Origin of the sequence: Streptomyces sp. NBC_01304, from assembly GCF_035975855.1 — a bacterium.
Lineage (GTDB): Bacteria > Actinomycetota > Actinomycetes > Streptomycetales > Streptomycetaceae > Streptomyces.
This window is the reverse complement of the sequence record NZ_CP109055.1, coordinates 4,318,368-4,334,450: the sequence shown is the minus strand read 5'-3', so window position 1 is coordinate 4,334,450 and position 16,083 is coordinate 4,318,368. Positions and strand designations below refer to the sequence as shown.

The 16,083-nt window shown below is 71.7% G+C and carries 13 protein-coding genes; 5 read left to right on the top strand and 8 right to left on the bottom strand.

Going from position 1 to position 16,083, the window contains the following annotated elements; translation table 11 throughout:
• Positions 1-84 precede the first annotated feature (84 nt).
• Positions 85-483, bottom strand: coding sequence for a hypothetical protein (locus OG430_RS18800; RefSeq protein ID WP_327353689.1), 399 nt, complete (start codon positions 481-483; stop codon positions 85-87).
• Positions 484-696: 213 nt separating this feature from the next.
• Here OG430_RS18800 and OG430_RS18795 point away from each other — a divergent pair, with 213 nt between their 5' ends.
• A complete protein-coding gene (locus tag OG430_RS18795) occupies positions 697-1,221 on the top strand; it encodes a GNAT family N-acetyltransferase (protein WP_327353688.1) in 525 nt (174 codons plus the stop codon).
• 71 nt (positions 1,222-1,292) lie between these two features.
• Here the strand turns inward: OG430_RS18795 and OG430_RS18790 are convergent, their stop codons facing one another.
• The 4 genes from OG430_RS18790 to OG430_RS18775 form a co-directional block, all read right to left on the bottom strand.
• Positions 1,293-3,386 (bottom strand): xanthine dehydrogenase family protein molybdopterin-binding subunit, encoded by a 2,094-nt coding sequence (locus tag OG430_RS18790; protein WP_327353687.1) that lies wholly within the window; start codon positions 3,384-3,386, stop codon positions 1,293-1,295.
• Positions 3,383-4,375 carry an FAD binding domain-containing protein gene (locus tag OG430_RS18785; RefSeq protein ID WP_327353686.1) on the bottom strand — a complete coding sequence of 331 codons (993 nt, stop codon included), beginning with the start codon at positions 4,373-4,375 and terminating at the stop codon, positions 3,383-3,385. The genes OG430_RS18790 and OG430_RS18785 overlap by 4 nt, the downstream gene beginning before the upstream one ends.
• The gene (locus OG430_RS18780) at positions 4,375-4,890 is read right to left on the bottom strand and encodes a (2Fe-2S)-binding protein (RefSeq protein ID WP_327353685.1); all 516 of its coding nucleotides are present in this window, start codon (positions 4,888-4,890) and stop codon (positions 4,375-4,377) included. The genes OG430_RS18785 and OG430_RS18780 overlap by 1 nt, the downstream gene beginning before the upstream one ends.
• Before the next feature lie 227 nt (positions 4,891-5,117).
• Complete coding sequence (locus OG430_RS18775) at positions 5,118-6,338, bottom strand: MFS transporter (protein WP_327353684.1); 1,221 nt, start codon at positions 6,336-6,338, stop codon at positions 5,118-5,120.
• A 115-nt stretch (positions 6,339-6,453) separates the two neighbouring features.
• On the opposite strand from OG430_RS18775, the gene OG430_RS18770 reads away from it, so the two are divergent.
• Complete coding sequence (locus OG430_RS18770) at positions 6,454-6,960, top strand: MarR family winged helix-turn-helix transcriptional regulator (protein WP_327353683.1); 507 nt, start codon at positions 6,454-6,456, stop codon at positions 6,958-6,960.
• Here the strand turns inward: OG430_RS18770 and OG430_RS18765 are convergent.
• From OG430_RS18765 to OG430_RS18755, 3 genes are all read right to left on the bottom strand, one after another.
• Positions 6,953-9,574, bottom strand: a complete 2,622-nt coding sequence (locus tag OG430_RS18765) for a glycosyl hydrolase family 65 protein (RefSeq protein WP_327353682.1) — start codon at positions 9,572-9,574, stop codon at positions 6,953-6,955. The two genes, OG430_RS18770 and OG430_RS18765, sit on opposite strands and share 8 nt — an antisense overlap.
• 127 nt (positions 9,575-9,701) lie before the next feature.
• Positions 9,702-10,922: a calcium-binding protein gene (locus tag OG430_RS18760; protein WP_327353681.1), complete on the bottom strand. Its 1,221-nt coding sequence runs from the start codon at positions 10,920-10,922 to the stop codon at positions 9,702-9,704.
• A 297-nt stretch (positions 10,923-11,219) separates the two neighbouring features.
• The gene (locus tag OG430_RS18755) at positions 11,220-12,350 is read right to left on the bottom strand and encodes a threonine synthase (protein ID WP_327353680.1); all 1,131 of its coding nucleotides are present in this window, start codon (positions 12,348-12,350) and stop codon (positions 11,220-11,222) included.
• A 239-nt stretch (positions 12,351-12,589) separates the two neighbouring features.
• Here OG430_RS18755 and OG430_RS18750 point away from each other — a divergent pair, with 239 nt between their 5' ends.
• From OG430_RS18750 to OG430_RS18740, 3 genes are all read left to right on the top strand, one after another.
• The gene (locus tag OG430_RS18750; protein ID WP_327353679.1) at positions 12,590-14,161 is read left to right on the top strand and encodes a S8 family peptidase; all 1,572 of its coding nucleotides are present in this window, start codon (positions 12,590-12,592) and stop codon (positions 14,159-14,161) included.
• 128 nt (positions 14,162-14,289) lie between these two features.
• Positions 14,290-15,117, top strand: a complete 828-nt coding sequence (locus OG430_RS18745) for a DUF4190 domain-containing protein (RefSeq protein WP_327353678.1) — start codon at positions 14,290-14,292, stop codon at positions 15,115-15,117.
• Positions 15,118-15,318: 201 nt separating this feature from the next.
• Positions 15,319-16,071 (top strand): GntR family transcriptional regulator, encoded by a 753-nt coding sequence (locus OG430_RS18740; RefSeq protein WP_327353677.1) that lies wholly within the window; start codon positions 15,319-15,321, stop codon positions 16,069-16,071.
• The last annotated feature ends 12 nt before the right edge of the window (positions 16,072-16,083 follow it).

Genomic DNA, 16,083 nt, shown 5'->3' with positions numbered 1-16,083 from the left:
GCGGTCACCGGAGCGGGAGTTGAGCCGCCCCGATGAGCCGCCACGATGAGCCGCCACGATGAGCCGCCATGGCCTGACGCCGCGTCAGTCCATGGCGGACCAGGTCCACAGCGCGAGCACCAGCGGCCCCGGGCAGGCCAGGGCGCCGAGGAGCGCCAGGCGCGCGGCGGCGGACAGCTTGCGGATGCCGGGGGCGAAGGCGAGGGCGGCCAGCAGGACGGCGGCACCCAGGGCGGCGCCGACCGTGTGGAGAACGTAGGGCCCCACCGGCTCGCCCGCGGCGGCCCAGAAGATCAGCACGACGCCCCAGGCGCACGTCAGCAGACCGAGGCTCACGTATGTCACGCCCCAGAGCGCGATCCCGACCCCCAGCAGGGCGCCTTCCCGGCGGCCGGCGGCGGGCCGCGGGGCCTGCCACCCGGCACCCCACCCCGGGAACGGCGGGGCGGTGAAGGCGGCCTGGTGATTCCGGGCGTGGTCCATGAGGGTGCCTCCAGCTGGGGGTGGCCGAGTGATCCGGTGCGACTCCGGTGCGATTCCGGTTCGACCATGCTCGCGGCGGAGGACCGGCGGCGGCATGAGTAGGACTACCCAGGTGCGCCACGGCGCCTACTCAAACCGGACCCTCGGTGGCGGGGCTCCCAGGTCGGCGACCTAGGATCGGCTCTTCATCGTGATCTGGAGAGGCTGATCGGCATGGTTCGAGGAGAACGAATAGGCCTGCGCGCCATGGGCCCGGACGACGCCGAGGCGCTCTGGCGCTGGAACCACGACCCCGAGGTCATGCGGTGGATGCGGGACGGGTACGAGCAGAACCTGGAGAGCGTCGCCAGGTGGCTGGCCGAGCGGCCGCGCAACTCGTACGGCGATGTCATCTACGGCATCGAGGAGTTGGCGGACTCCCAGCTCATCGGCCTGGTCATGCTGCACGACGCGGAGCCGGAGACCGGAGTCGCCGAGATCGACATCTACCTCGGCGAGAAGGACTACTGGGGGCGCGGCCACGCCACCGACGCGATGCGCACCATGTGCCGGTACGGCTTCGACAAGATGCGCCTGCACAAGATCACGCTGACGGTCGTGGCCGATAACGTCTCCGCCCAGCACATCTACAAGAAGGTCGGCTTCGTCGAGGAAGGCCGGCTGCGGAGCTGCTTCCGGCGGGACGGGCAGTGGCACGACATGGTCACCATGGGGCTGCTGGAGGGTGAACTCCGCTAGCCCGACTCGCCGACTCCCAAAGGCCGCAACTCCCCGACTGTACAAGGCAGTTGGGGAGCCGGGCCCCGAGGTCAGCCGCGTACCGCCAGTGCCTCCAGTACCCGGTCCGGATGCAGCGGCAGCTCCCGCAGCCGGACCCCGGTGGCATGGTGCACCGCGTTCGCGATCGCCGCCGCCGTGCCCGTGGTGCCGATCTCGCCGATGCCCTTGGCGCCCAACGGGCCCGTCGCCGGATCGTGTTCGTCGAGCCAGTGGGCTTCCAGCTGCGGGATGTCGGCATGGGACGCGACGTGGTACGCCGCCAGGTCGCGCTCCGTGAAGTCGCCGAACTCCGGGTCGAAGTGGCTGCCCTCGTGCAGCGCCATCGACAGGCCCATCACCATCGCGCCGGTGAACTGGGCGTCCGCCGTACGCGGGTTGAGGATCCGCCCGGCCGCGAACACCCCGAGCAGCCGCCGCACCCGCACCTCCCCGCTGACCGTGTCCACCTGCACCTCGGCGAACTGTGCCCCGAAGGCGTGCCGCGAGTACCGGTCGGCCGCCGCGGCGACCTCCGCCCCGGTGTCCACCCACGCCGAGCTGCCCCCGGACTCCCGCAGGTCCCGGCAGGCCCGGACGACGGCCCAGGTCCAGGACGTCGTGCCGAACGAGCCGCCGGCGGAGGGCGCGGTCGGCAGCGCGGTGGAGCCGATCTCGATCCGCACCCGGTCCAGCGGCACCCGCAACTCGTCGGCGGCGGCCTGCGCGAGGACGGTGCGGGCGCCGGTGCCGATGTCGGTGGCGTTGATCCGCACCACGTAGCCGACCCCGTCCCCGTCCCGGCCCCGGTCGATCTCCGCCTCGGCGGTCGACGGCAGCACCTTCGCCGGATACGTCGACGCCGCGACCCCCGTCCCGATCAGCAGGCCGCCGCTCTCGTGTCGCACCCCGGGCCGTGGATCGCGCGCGTGCCAGCCGAAGCGCCGCGCGCCCTCGCGCAGGCAGGCGGTCAAGTTGCGGCTGCTGAAGGGGAGTCCGGTCTCGGGGTCGGTCTCCGGCTCGTTGCGCAGCCGCAGCTCGACGGGATCGATCCCGGCCGCCTGCGCCAGCTCGTCCATCGCCGATTCGAGCGCGAACATGCCGGGCGTCTCGCCGGGCCCGCGCATCATGCCGGGCGCGGGCACGTCGAGGAGGGCCGCGCGATGGGTGGTGCGGCTGTGGGGATGGGCGTACATCAGACGGCTGACCAGGCCGGGGGACTCCAGGACGGCGCCCACGGGGGACTCCTCGGCGACCGACTCGTGGCTGAGCGAGAGCAGTCGTCCGGCGCGGTCGGCGGCGAGCCGCAGGTGCTGGATCGTGGCGGAACGGTGGCCGACCACGGCGGGCAACTCCCGCCGGGGCAGGGTGAGTTTGACCCGTCGCCCGGTGTGCCGCGCGGCCAGGGCGGCGAGCACGGGCTGCACGCCCGCCAGCTTGGAGCCGAAGCCGCCGCCGATGTGTTCGGCGACGACGGTGACCTGCTCGGCGGCGATCCCGAAGAGCCGGGCGAGGAGGGTGGCGACGGCGTTCGAGGACTGCGTGCTGTCGTGCACGGTGAGCCGGTTCCCGTCCCAGGCCGCCACGGCCGCGTGCGGCTCCAGGGGGTGCTGGTGCATGGCCGGTGTCCGGTAGGTCGCGTCGACCCGTACCGGCGCCTCCTCGTACGCGGCGTCCGCATCGCCCCACAGCACATCCGTGGGCTTCCCGGTGAAGGCCGTCGCGGGCGCGTGCACGGTCGGCCCGTCTGCCCTCAACTCCACGTCGTGCGGCTGCTGTTCGTACGTCACCCGCAGTGCGGCGGCCATCGCGCGGGCGCCCTCCAGGGAGGTGGCGACGGCCAGTGCCACGTACTGCCCGTGATGCGCCACCCGAGGCGTCTGGAGCAGCCACAGACGTGCCGGTACGTCCTCGGAGGCGAGCCGCGCCGCGTTCTCGTGCGTGAGCACGGCGAGCGCACCGGGCAGCGCGAGCGCCTCGGCGGCGTCGAAGCCGGTGACACGGCCCTTGGCGATGGTCGCGGGAACCGGCCAGGCGTAGGCGTCGCAGTCGCGGTCGGCCGTGTAGCGGGCGGCGCCGGTGACCTTGGCGAGGCCTTCGAGGCGGGCGACCGGGGATCCCAGGGAGGGCGCCGAGAGGCTGGTCATCGGGCGCCCTCCGTGAGGTCGGTGAGGAGCTGGACGGTCAGGTTGCGGGCCAGCCCGGCCTTGAAGGCGTTGCCGGGCAGCGGCCGCGCGGCGGCGAGCTCGGCGTCCGCCGCCGCGGCGAAGGACTCGGCGGTCGCGGGCCGCCCGGTCAGGAAGGTCTCGGCGGCGAGGGCCCGCCACGGCCGGGGCGCCAACGACCCGTAAGCCAACCGGACTTCACGTACGACACCGTCCTGTACGTCGATGGCGGCGGCGCACGACGCGAGCGCGAAGGCGTACGAGGCCCGGTCGCGGACCTTGCGGTAGACCGAGCGCGCGGCGACGGGGAGCGGCGGCAGCTCCACGGCGGTGATCAGCTCCCCGTGTGCGAGGACGGTGTCCCGCGCCGGATCGTCGCCCGGCAGCCGGTGGAACCCGGTGAGCTCCACCGTGCGCGTGGCCCCGTCCGGGCCGAGCAGCCGCACCCGCGCGTCGAAGGCGGCGAGCGCGACGGCCATGTCGCCGGGGTACGTCGCCACACAGGACTCGGACGTGCCGAGGATCGCCAGATCCCGGTGGGCTCCCGTACGGGCCGGACAACCGCTGCCCGGGACCCGCTTGTTGCACGGCTTCGAGGTGTCCTGGAAGTAGCCGCAGCGGGTGCGCTGCAGCAGATTCCCGCCCACCGTCGCGGCGTTGCGCACCTGCCCGGAGGCCCCGGCGAGCAAGGCCTGGGACAGTGCGGGCCAGCGTTCGCGGACCAAGGGGTGGGCGGCGAGATCGCTGTTGCGGACGGTCGCGCCGATCCGCAGACCGCCGTCCACGGTCTCCTCGATGCGGTCGAGCGGGAGCCGGCCGATGTCGACGAGCCGGTCGGGGCGCTCCACGCCGAGCTTCATCAGGTCGACGAGGTTGGTGCCGCCCGCGAGGAAGCGGGTGCCGGGCGCGCCGGTGACGGCGGCGACGGCCTCGGTGGGGCTTGCGGCTCGCAGGTAATCGAAGGTCTGCATCAGACGGCACCGTTCTGCGAGGCCGCGTCCTGAATGGCCCGCACGATGTTCCGGTAGGCCCCGCACCGGCAGAGGTTCCCGCTCATCCGCTCCCGTACGTCGGCGTCGGAGAGCTCCGCTCCCTCGCTCTCGGCCAGCATTCCCACGGCCGAGCACAGCTGCCCCGGCGTACAGAACCCGCACTGGAACGCGTCCCGCTCCAGGAACGCCCGCTGTACCGGGTGCAGTTCACCGCCCGAAGCGAGCCCTTCCACCGTGGTCACCTCGGCCCCGTCCAGCGTGACCGCGAGCAGCAGGCACGCGTTCATCCGGCGTCCGTCGACGAGGACGGTGCAGGCGCCGCACTGCCCGTGGTCGCAGCCCTTCTTCGGCCCGGTCACCGCGAGCCGCTCGCGCAGGGCGTCCAGGAGGGTGGTGCGGTTGTCGAGGCGTAGGGTGTGGGGGCTGCCGTTGACGTGGAAGGTCACTTCGGAGGACGGGGCGGACGGGACGGACCCGGTGGTGGGCGTGGTCATCGGAGCACCTTAGACAGACGGCGGCCGGTCAGGAGCGGGCGGGGCGGGCGTTCAGGACAGGGCGAGCGGCCGTTCAGGACAGGGCGAGCGGCCGTTCAGGACAGGGCGAGCGGCCGTTCAGGACAGGGCGAGCGGCCGTTCAGGACAGGGCGAGCGGCCGTTCAGGACAGGGCGAGCGGCCGTTCAAGACGGGACGAGCAGCCGTTCAAGACGGGACGAGCAGCCGTTCAGGACAGGACGAGCAGTGCCGCGATGGCCGGACCGAGCGCGCCGCCCAGCTGATAGGCGAGGACGAACAGGCCGATCGCGGAAGGCCGTTGCGGCGCCGGCGAGGCCTGGCCCGCGTACATGGCGAGGCACGCGTTGCTGCCGGTCGCCGAGAAGATCGCGGCCGTGGTGGCGAGCAGCAGCAGTGGCGCCCAGCTCGCGAACACCGCGACGACGGCCGCCGTGATCCCGACCCCGAGCAGCATCCCGTACACGGAACGCCGCCCCATCCGTGCCGAGGCCGCCGCGAGCAGCCAGGACAGCACCGACCCGGCGAGCATGGCGACGAGCTGCCCCGTGCCGACCGCGCCGACGCTCCAGTCGGTCCGGTCCTTGATCAGCTGCGGCACGGCGAAGAGCAGCGCGAAGTACGAGGTGGAGAGGGTAAGCGCGACGGCGGACGCGGTCAGGAAGGCCCGCGACCGCAGCAGCGCGGCCGGTACGAACCCCTCCGGGCGCTTCTTCAGGTGTACGCCGAGGAACGCGGCGGCGACGAGCGCCGCACCCAGCGCCGGCAGGGGCGCCTTGGGAATCAGTACGAGGGAGGTGGCGAGCGCGACCAGGAGCCCGGCCCCGCGTACGTCGAACGTCGACGGTGCGGGCGGCGCCGACTTCGCGTGCCGCGCCACGACCGGCACGGCGAGCAGCGAGAGCGCGGACACGGCGAGCGAGAGGCGCCAGGACACGGAGGAGCTCAACTGCTGCCCGAGCAGCGGTCCGGATGCCCCGAGAATGCCGAACCCGGAGGTGATGACGCCCATCCGCTTGGCGCTCCCGGCCAGGTTCAGCGCCACGGCGACCAGTCCCGCACCGCCGATCGCCTGCCCCGCCCGCCCGAGGAGGGTGAGCGGCAGCCAGGGCGCGAAGGAGACGAGCGCGGTGCCTGCCACGACGAAGGCGGAGCCGACCTTCAGCGCGGCCGCCACGCCGCGCTGCCGGATCAGCCCCGAGAGCAGCGGCGTGCCGATCGACATGGCCCAGGCGAAGGCGGTGACCAGCCAGGTCACGGTGGCCGTGGAGACACCGAGCGAGCGGCCCATGTCCGGCAGGATCAGCACGGGCGCGTTGGCGCCCGCGGCGATGGGGGTGGCGAGCAACGCCAGCCAGAGGACGGGGACTTGGCGGGGTGGGGCTGCGGCGTCGGCCGGTCGGACGACGGTGCGTGCGGCAGCGATGGACACGAGAACCCCCTGAAGATTGATTTTCTTAACGTTGAGATAAAAGCAGTCGGTGTCGTTCAACGTCAAGTGTCTTAATATTGAGAGATCGAGGGTCGAAGCTGAGTGAGGAGCTGTCATGGGTGATGCGGTGGACGCGATCGTCGGCCAGTGGGTCGAGGAGCGGCCGGAGCTGGCCGAAGACCTCTGGCCGGTACAGGTCCTGGCCCGTATTCAGCGCCTCGCGCGCGTCATCGAGAAGGAGCAGAAGACGTTCTCGTCCCAACACGGCCTGGAACTGGGCGAGTTCGACGTCCTCACCACGCTCCGACGCTCCGGCCCGCCGTACGCACTGACGGCCGGCGCCTTCCTCAAGGCGGCCATGGTCACCTCGGGCGCGATCACCAATCGCATCGACCGCATGGAGGCCAAGGGCCTGGTCGAGCGGGTCCGGGACGGCGGCGACCGCCGGACCGTGCAGATCCGGCTCACGGGGGAGGGTCGGAAGGTGATCGACAAGGTGATGGCGGCCCACCTCGTCAACTACGCCCGGATCGCCGCCGCCCTGGACCGCGAGGAGTGCGACCAGGTCGCGGCCGGCCTGCGCAAGCTCCTTGAGGCCCACGGCGACACGTCGATCACATGACGGTCAACTCGCTTACCTCGGTGGGCTTTTCGCCCGTCTGTGTGATCCGCACGAACCGCCCCCGGATCCCCGGCGCGAGCGCCGCCCAGCGCTTCCCGTCGGCCGACACGGTCGCCCGGTACGCGCGCGTGCCCGTCACCCGCACGTCCTGGATCGCGGTCGTCCGCTGCAGATCCACCGTCAGCGAGGCCCCGGCGGCGCCCGGCCGCCAGAGAGTCGCGGGGCTGCCGTCCACCGCGGCCGCCGCGTACAGCCCCGGCTCCTCCGAGGTGGCTGTCGCGGGCCTGCAGCGCGCCAGATTCCCGCTCGGTACGAGATCGGGCCGCCGCGTCTTGAGAACCAAGGGTGACGAACCGACGGTGAACCGTCCTTGCGGCGTCTCGACCGTGAAGGGCTCGCCCTCCGTCAGCCGCACCGTCGTCTCGCGCGGCCCGATGGCGAGATCGTACGTACGCCCCTGCCAGCGCAGCCCGAACAGCCTTACCCCACCCGGCAGTTGAGGGGGCAGCATCGGATCGAGCCGTACCCGGTCCTCGCGCATCCGCAGCCCCGTCAGGCCGTGCGTGAACACCTGCAGGAACCCGCCCTTCCCGGTCAGGAAGTCCTGTGCGGGCGACCCGGCCAGGGGATCGTCGGCCCCCGCCTTGTCGCCGCGCGCCTCGGAGAAGAGCGCGAAGGGGCCGCGTACGAACGGCCGGATCGCCCGCTGCAGATACGTGTACGCGGCGCACCCGGGCTCCCCGATCGCGGCGGCGTCGACCGCGTGCACCGAGTCCGTCATGGCCGGCCCGTCCGGGTCGGTGATCGCGGCGTAGTGATCGAGGGTCGCGGCGGCCGCGCCCGGCGGCATCGGCCACTCCAGGGGATAGGTGAGCAGCACCGTGTCCGCCTGCTTGATGTTCGGGCGGTCGAAGCCGGCGTACTGCAGGAAGATCTTGCGCTTGGGGTCGTACGGCATCCGCAGGCGGCCGGCGATCAACTCCCAGGCGGGATCGGCGGGTTGGTCGAGGGCTCGGGCCGCGCGGGTGGCGTGGCGCAGGGTGGTGGCGGCCCCCGCGTTGGTGAAGGCGGCGTCGTCCACGCCGTTGCTGTACTCGTCGGGCCCGGCCACCTGCCTGATCGAGTACGTGCCGTCCTTATTGTCGTCGGCCCGGTCGGCCCAGAACTCCGCGAGCCCCTTCAGGAGCGGCCAGCCGCGTTCGAGCAGCCAGGCGCGGTCGCCGGTCGCCTGCCAGTACTGCCAGACGGCGAGCGCGATGTCGCTCTGGAGGTGGTTCTGGGTGACGCAGTGCGGCGGCCGCCAGCTGTGGCACTCGGACCACACCTCGCCCGAACTGCCGCTCGTCCAGGGGTAGAACAGCCCCTTGAAGCCCAGCTTCCGGGCGTTGGCGGCGGCTCCCGCGCGCGTCTCGTACCGGTAGTCGAGGACGGGCCGGGCGAGCTCGGGCCGGGTGACGAGCAGCGCCGGATACATCCAGGTCTCCGCGTCCCAGAAGACCAGGCCCGCGTAGTTGTCGCTGGTCAGCCCGGCCGGGGCGATGCTGCCCCGGGCGCCTCGGCGCAGCGCCGAGTACAGCCCGTACTGCGCCGAGCGCACCCACAGTTGCAGCTCCGGACGCCCCGGCACCTCGATCCGCGACGACCACAGCGCCTGCCAGGCACCGGCGTGCGCGGCGAACAGCGGGGTCCAGCCGCGCCGGGCGGCCTGCAGGGAGGCGGTGCCCGCGGCGGCGCGCGGGGCCTGTGCGGTGAGGGTGGTGTCGACGCCGACGTACTTGGTGGCGACGTAGGCGCGCCCGCTGCGGACGGGGAAGGAGGCGGACTGGGCGACGCTCAAGTCCCGTGCCGGGCGCGCTCGTTCGACCGGTCCCGGAGCTCGCAGCGTCGAGGCGACCGCTCCCACGGTCCCGGTACCCTCCGCCCGGAACGCGACATCCATCGTCTCGCGCCCCTGCGGCCCACCGGCCAGCTGCGCGAGGCGCCGCGCGCCCCGCCCGTCGATCCGGTCGGTGACGGTGGCCCGGCCGTCCCAGTGCGGGGTGAGTCTGAGCCGTACGGCCGCACTGTGCGCGGCGTTGCGGTCCGCGAGGACGTCGTACTGGAGGTCCGTGCGCCGCCCGTCGGCCGCCGTCCAGGTCAGCGACGTACGCACGAATCCGCAGCGCAGGAACAGCGTCTGGCGGTACCGGGAGATCCGGCTCCCGGGCCCGTACGTCTCCCCGCCGGGCCCGCCGGTGGCGATGTCGAGCGCCGACCAGTTCGGGAGTGCGGCGATGGCCTGCCGGCCGGTGTTGCGGGGGCTCGTGGCGTCCACGGCGTACAGGCCCGAGACGAAGGCGCCGTCGTAGCGCGGGGTGAACAGGGGCCAGCCGGTCGGTGCCGTGGACGCGTCGTACCCGGTCCCGCGCGGTGGCACGCGTACGCCGAGATAGCCGTTCCCGACGTAGGCGTGGGCCGCTCCGGTCGCGCCGGGCGAGGTGGCGGCCGGGGTCCAGTCGGGGGAGGGGGCGCACTCGCCGCCCGGGTCGGTGCGATCGGAGGCGGCGGCCGTCACGGTGGTGGCCGGGGCGGCGAGGGCGGCCGTGAGCAGGACGGCGATCAGGCGCTTGGTCACCTGGCCGAGTCTTACAGCCGGTCCGGCATTTATCGGTAAATGCCCCAAGTCGGGCGTGGGCTGTCCCGGCCGGTGGTGAGGGCGGCCGGGACAGCGTCATGGGGTGGTGCGGGAGGAGCCGGGCCCGCTAGGCGGTGCAGCTCGTCGGGTGTTCGGTGCCGGGGCAGGTGTCGTTGCCGTTGCCGCCGTCGGCGGTGTCGTCTCCGGCGCCGCCGTTGATGGTGTCGTTGCCGTTGTTGCCGTTCAGGGCGTCGTCACCGTCACCCCCGTGGAGGGTGTCGTCGCCGTTGTCGCCATTGAGCGTGTCGTTGCCTGCGCCGCCGTAGACGGTGTCGTGGCCGTTGCCGGCGTTGACGGTGTCGTTGCCGCCGAGGGCGCAGATCACGTCGTTGCCGTTGGTGCCGTTGATGGTGTCGTTGCCGCTGGTGCCGGTGATCGTGCAGCCGTTGGCGTTGTTGACGGTGGTCGACTCGGCGTCGCTGTTGTTGCCGGGCGTCGGGTCGTCCTCGGTCGCCGTGGTGGTGGCGGTCGCGGTGACGGTGCCGGTCGCCGACGGTTCAACGGTGATCGTCACGGTGGCGGACGCGCCGTTGGCCAGCGAGCCCAGGGCGCAGTTCACCGTGGAGCCGCTGGGGGTGCAGGTGCCCTGGCTGGGGCTCACCGTGCCCAGCGTGGACGCGGCGCCCGTGTACGCGACGGAGGTCTCGACCGAAGTGGCATTGTCCGGGCCGTTGTTGGTGACGGTCACGGTGTCGGTGAAGGAGCCGCCGAGTGCGACGGGGTCGGGCGAGTCGGTGACGGTGGTGGCCAGGTCGGCTTCATCGGCGCCGCCACCCGCAGTGATCGTGGTGGTGGTGCTGTCGGAGCCGAGGGGCTGCATGCCGATCAGTTCCGTGTCGGCGTCGACTGTTCCCTCAACGGTCGGCAGGACCGTCAAGTTGATGTGGATGGGCGCGGATCCCGGGCTGAACGTCGCATGGCAGGTCGCGTGGGTTCCGGATGCACTGCACACGATGGAGGGGTGGTCGGCGGAGTAGACGCCGGTGAAGGTGGCCGCGGCGCCGCTGAGATCGACGGTGATCTCGCCGAAGCCGCCCTGATACAGCGGGTTGGGGACAGTCACGATGTAGTCGTAGGGCGTGTTGGCCGGGACCGGGTCGGCCGAGTCCGTGATCTGGATGTGGTCGTCCGCGTACGCGGGGACGGCCACGGCGAGCATGCCGTACAGCGCCAGCGCCAGCGCGGAGAACAGGACGGCCAGCCTGCCGCGCAGCCTGCGCGGTAAGGAGGGTAAGGAGGCCGAAGCGGGTGAGCCGCGTAAGGAATGGTTCGGTGTGGTCGAAGACATCAGGAAGTCCACCTTCCGGACCCGCACCCTGACGGCGGGGACGGGGAGCCCCCTGGAGTTCCGCAGTGGTGCGGACGACGGCACCGGGCAGATCCGGCAGGGGCTGGGCGGACCCGGGCACCGTCATCCGGCACCGTGCCAGTGACATAACCGGCGTGGGTATGGGTCAGGTTAAAACAGGCCAAGGTGGACACCGAATGTCACGCGAAGACGAAAAGCGACGAAAACCTGGCGCCCGCCGATCACAACAGCACGCCACCCGGTCCCAAATCGTCGCCAACTAGCCGTCCGGCCCGCTCACTCCACCCCCACCACCTCCGCCATGCCGGTCTTCGCCCCCGCCCCACAGAGCGGCACCACCACGCCCCGCCCCGCCAGCACCGTGGCCAGCGCCCCTCGGTGCACAGCCGCCCAGCAGGCAACACCGGTCGACTCGACATAAAGCCCGCGCCGGGCCAGATCCCGCTGTGCCGCGGCGATCGCCGGATCCGGCACCGTCACGATCGACCCGCCGAACTCCCGTACAGCAGAAAGGATCTGCCGGGCCCGGGGCGGCCGCGGAATCGCGATGCCCTCCGCGTAGGTGGGCTTGACGTCAACAGGCGGGCCCAGCTCGGAGGAACCGGCCGCGAACGCCGCAGCCAACGGCGAGACCGCCGCGGCCTGCACCCCGTAAAGCACCGGCACCCGGTCGATCAGCCCCGCCGTGTGCAACTCCCGCAGAGCGAGCGCCGCCCCGAGCAGCAGCGTCCCGTTCCCGACCGGCACCACCACCGCGTCGGGCAGCCGCCCGCCCAGGTCCTCCCACAGCTCGTGGACGTACGTCTTCGTCCCGTGCAGGAAGTACGGGTTGTGCACATGGGAGGCGTAGAAAACCCCCGGCAGATCAGCGGCAGCCCGAGCCGCGACAGCCGTCGCCTCCCGATCCCCCTCCACCACCTCCACCGAAGCCCCGTGCGCCCGCACCTGCTCCACCTTCTTCGGCGACGTACCGCGCGGGACGTACACCGTGCACTTGAGCCCGGCCCGCGCGCAGTAGGCCGCCACCGCGGTCCCCGCGTTACCGCTGGAGTCCGCGATCACGCGCTCGGGCCCGAGCCGGCGCGCCAGCTCGGCCAGCATCACCGCGCCACGGTCCTTGAAGGACAGGGTCGGCATCAGGAAGTCCAGCTTCGCCGAGACCTGGTCCGTGAGCGGTACCACCGGCGTACGCCCCTCGCCGAGGCTGACCGAGGGGTTCGACAGGGGCAGCGACTCCGCGTACCGCCAGAGCGAATTGACGCGCCCCGCAAGGGACTTGAGAGGCGTCGGGGTCGGATGGAAATCGAGGTCCAGTGGACCCCGGCAGGAGGGGCAGCACCAGGTCAGGGACCCGGCGGGGACGCGCGTTCCGTCAACAGGGCAGACACAATCAGGCAATGCAGTCATGAACACAACCTAAATGCCCCATGTGATGACGATGCGTCATGTCAGGCCCATGGCGGCTCTATTACGACTGTGCAGGACCCTTGTGTGATTCCTATGGATCCGCCAATCTTTCGCTGACGGCCCGGCCTGTCATGGCCCTGCCGCTGTTCTGTGAGCGCACCGGAACCACCCACGCACCATCGCTGATCACCCCCGCAACACCCCCCACCAGCGCACCATCAACGAGGAGGATCCCTCAGATGGCACTGAAGAGTCCTGCACGGCGAAGACTCGCAACCCTCAGCGCGACAGCCGTGGCGGCACTCGCCCTCGGCGTCATGTCCGCCCCACCATCGGGCGCGGCGCAGGCACGTGTGGGCACGATCGAGAACGCGGGCGCCAAGGGCGCCGTCAAGGACAGCTACATCGTGACGCTGAAGGACAGCGCCGCGAAGTCGACGTCCGCGAAGGGCAAGGCCCTCGCCAAGGAGTACGGCGCCGACATCAAGCGCACGTACAAGGAGGCGCTCAACGGCTACTCGGTCAAGGCCACCGAGGCCGAGGCCAAGCGGTTCGCGGCGGACCCGGCGGTCGCGTCGGTCGTCCAGAACCGCGTCTTCAAGGTGGACGGCACCCAGCCCAACCCGCCGTCGTGGGGCCTGGACCGCATCGACCAGAAGACGCTGCCGCTGAACCAGAGTTACACCTACCCGGACAAGGCCGGCGAGGGCGTCACCGTCTACGTCATCGACACCGGCACCCGGATCACGCACAGCGACTTCGGCGGCCGTGCCTCCTACGGCTATGACGCCATCGACAACGACAACACCGCCCAGGACGGCCACGGCCACGGCACGCACGTCGCCGCCACCGTCGCGGGCAACAGCTACGGCGTCGCCAAGAAGGCGAAGATCGTCGCGGTCCGCGTCCTCGACAACTCCGGCTCGGGCACCACAGAGCAGGTCGTCGCGGGCATCGACTGGGTCACCCAGCACGCCGTCAAGCCGGCCGCCGCGAACATGAGCCTCGGCGGCGGCGCCGACACCGCGCTCGACACCGCGGTCCGCAACTCCATAGCCTCCGGCGTCACTTACGCCCTGGCCGCGGGCAACGAGTCGACCGACGCCTCCACCCGCTCGCCCGCCCGCGTGGCCGAGGCCATCACGGTCGGCGCGACCACGAACACGGACGCCAAGGCCAGCTACTCCAACTACGGCACCGTGCTCGACCTGTTCGCCCCGGGTTCGTCGATCACCTCCGCGTGGAACACCAGCGACACCGCCACCAACACCATTTCCGGTACGTCGATGGCCTCGCCGCACACCGCGGGTGCGGCCGCGCTGTACCTCGCGGACAACCCGACGGCGACCCCGGCGCAGGTCCGTGACGGCCTGGTGGCCGCTTCCAGCACGGGCGTGGTGACCAGCCCGGGCACCGGCTCGCCCAACCGTCTGCTGCAGGTCGGCCCCGGCGGGACCACCCCGCCCGGCAAGTCGTTCTCGAACCCGACCGACTACGCGATCGCCGACAACACGACCGTGGAGTCGCCGATCGCCGTCACCGGTGTCGCGGGCAACGCCCCCGCGACGCTGAAGGTTCCGGTCGACATCAAGCACACCTACATCGGCGACCTCCGGGTCCAGCTGATCGCCCCCGACGGGACCGCGTACACCCTGAAGGGCTTCGGTACCGGTGGCAGCAGCGACAACATCAACACCACGTACACCGTGAACGCCTCCTCCGAGGTGGCGAACGGCACCTGGAAGCTGCGGGTGACGGACAACGCGAACATCGACACCGGCAAGATCGACTCCTGGGGCCTGCAGTTCTGAGCTCCCGGTAGCCGCTGACCGTTCCTGACGTCGTACGCCGTCCCCTTCCGGGGGCGGCGTACGATTCGCGCATTCGTTCGCGCGGTGTTGCTGTCGTACGCGCGGCAGAGTCGAGCAGGAGCACCCGCGTGGCCATACCCCCGCCGCCCCAGGACGCCCAGGGGGCGCCCGAGCCGAGCCCGTACGGCCAGAGCCCCTACGGCCAGGTCCCGCCGGCCCCCTACGGCTCCGGCTGGCAGCAGCCCTACCCCTACGGCGGCCCGCCTCCCGCGCAGTCCCCGGTGAACGGCTGGGCCATCGCCTCGCTCGTCGTCGGCATCCTGTGCTGCCTCCCGCTGCTCGGCCTGATCTTCGGCATCGTCGCGCTCGTCCAGATCAAGAAGAGCGGCGACCGGGGCAAGGGCATGGCCGTCGCGGGCCTCACGCTCTCCTCGGTCGGGTCGCTGCTGCTCGCCCTGTTCTTCTTCTCCGGCGCGGCCTCCGACTTCATGGACGGCGTACGGGACGGGCTGCGCGAGGCCCGCGAGAACCAGGTCACCGCGCTCGACAAGGGCGAGTGCTTCAACGTCCCGGGCGGCGACATGGAGGGCGACATGACCGATGTCGACGTCGTGCCCTGCGCCGAGCGGCACCACGGCGAGGTGTTCGGCTCCTTCGACCTGGCCGACCGCGACGGCTACCCGGGCGAGGACCGCATCACCGAGGTCGCCCAGGACAAGTGCTCCAAGCTCGTCGACGATTACGTGGGGGACCGGGGCGCGGCGTCCTCGGGCGCGTACCTGTACTTCTTCGGCCCCACGGATTCCAGCTGGTCGGACGGTGACCGCGAGGTGACCTGTGTGCTCGGCCAGGCGGACGGCAGCAAGACCTCGGGCTCGCTGCGTGACACCGCGCCGGGCTCGGGCGACGACGGTTCCGAGGACTCGGGTGAGGGCGGCCAAGGGTCCGAGGTCTGACCTCACCCCCGGCCCCGCACACACCGTGACCGCGGCCCGTGCCGCCGGACTGCCTCGCTCGTTGGGCTCAAGTCGCGCCTTGCGAAACCCCGCTGGGTAAACCCCCGTTCATCACATCGAGTGGTTCTTTGGCCTAAGGTTGCGGTCAACAACCCACGGTTGCCAGGCTGTTGCTGTCTGTCAACCTGATGGGAGTGGCCAGTGACCTTCGGTGAGCAGCCGGCGTATCTGCGCGTCGCCGACGACCTCCGCAAGCAGATCGTCAGCGGGACACTGCCGCCGCACACCCGCCTCCCCTCGCAGGCCCGCATCCGCGAGGAGTACGGCGTCTCGGACACCGTGGCGCTCGAGGCGCGCAAGGTGCTCATGGCCGAGGGCCTGGTCGAGGGGCGTTCCGGATCCGGCACCTATGTGCGCGAGCGCCCCGTGCCGCGCCGGGTGTCCCGCTCGGGATACCGCTCGTCGAACGGCTCGACGCCCTTCAGGCAGGAGCAGGCCGAGTCCGGCGCGCGCGGCACCTGGGAGTCGCGCAGCGAGCAGATCGAGGCGACCGAGGAGATCGCCGACCGCCTCGCGCTGTCCGTCGGCGACCGCGTGATGCGCACGAAGTACGTCTTCCGGGACGCGGGCGAGACCATGATGCTCTCGACGTCGTACGAACCCCTGGCCGTCACGGGACGCACTCCCGTGATGCTGCCCGAGGAGGGCCCCCTCGGCGGCTGTGGCGTGGTCGAGCGGATGGCCGCGATCGACGTGATCGTGGACAACGTCGCGGAGGAGGTCGGCGCCCGCCCGGGCCTCGCGGAGGAGCTGCTGGCGCTCGGCGGGGTGCCCGGACATGTGGTCGTGGTCATCGAGCGTACGTACTTCGCCTCGGGACGCCCGGTCGAGACGGCCGATGTCGTCGTGCCCGCCGACCGTTTCCGGATTGCCTACCACCTGCCGGTCAAATAGCCCCGGCGTACG